General features: G+C 64.3%; 1 protein-coding gene. It reads left to right on the plus strand.

Features of this window, described 5'->3' with window-relative positions:
* Positions 1-83: 83 nt before the first annotated feature.
* Positions 84-1,000, plus strand: a 917-nt coding sequence (locus NKH57_RS33730) for an IS481 family transposase (protein ID WP_352950685.1), incomplete at its 3' end; no start/stop codon positions are given.

Genomic DNA, 1,000 nt, shown 5'->3' on the forward strand with positions numbered 1-1,000 from the left:
TGTGAGCTTTCAGAGGGTTGTCCATTCGGACCGGACCGAGGAGACTGGAGTTACCAAGCTGCAGCACTCACCGGAGGGTCCGAATGAACATCCACAAGAATGCCCGTCTGACGCCGCTGCGTCGAGAGGAGATGGCGCTGTCGGTCATTGAGGGGCGTCTTTCCCAAGCCGATGCGGCGCGCACCTACGGCGTGTCGGCCAAGATCGTGGCGCGCTGGGTCGAGCGCTACAAGGCCGAGGGCAGCAAAGGCATGATCGATCGTTCCTCGCGACCTGCCCGTATGCCACAGGCCACCGCCACGTCGATCGCCGAGCGTATCGTGGCGCTGCGGCGGCAGCGTTGGACCGGCAGGCACATCGCCATGGAGGTCGGTGTCTCGCCCGCCACCGTCAGCCGGGTTCTCAAGCGCGCCGGGCTGTCGCGGCTCAAGGATATCGAACCGGCCGAACCGGTCCGGCGCTACGAGCGCGAGCACCCCGGCGAGATGATCCATATCGATATCAAGAAGCTCGGCCGCTTCAGCCAGGTCGGCCATCGCATCACCGGCGATCCGCAAAAGGGCAAGTCGCGCGGCGCCGGCTGGGAGTTCGTCCATGTCTGCATCGACGACGCCTCGCGCATCGCCTTCTCGCAGATCCTGCCCGACGAGAAAAAAGAAAGCGCCATCGCCTTCCTCAAGGCGGCGGTTGCCTACTACGCTAGCCTCGGCGTTTCGATAGCGCGCGTCATGACCGACAACGGCTCCTGCTACAGATCGAAGGCCTTCGCCAAGGCCTGCCGCGATCTCGGCCTCAAGCATGTCACGACAAGGCCCTATACGCCCAAGACCAACGGCAAGGCCGAGCGCTTCATCCAGACGGCGCTCAGGGAGTGGGCCTACGCCATTGCCTACCCGACATCCGACCACCGCGCCGCCGAACTGCCGGTCTGGCTGCACAGATATAATTGGCATCGCCCCCACGGCAGCCTAAAGTCAAAACCGCCCATCAGTCGCCTCGC

This window comes from Mesorhizobium sp. M1050 (genome assembly GCF_040318715.1).
Taxonomy (GTDB): domain Bacteria; phylum Pseudomonadota; class Alphaproteobacteria; order Rhizobiales; family Rhizobiaceae; genus Mesorhizobium.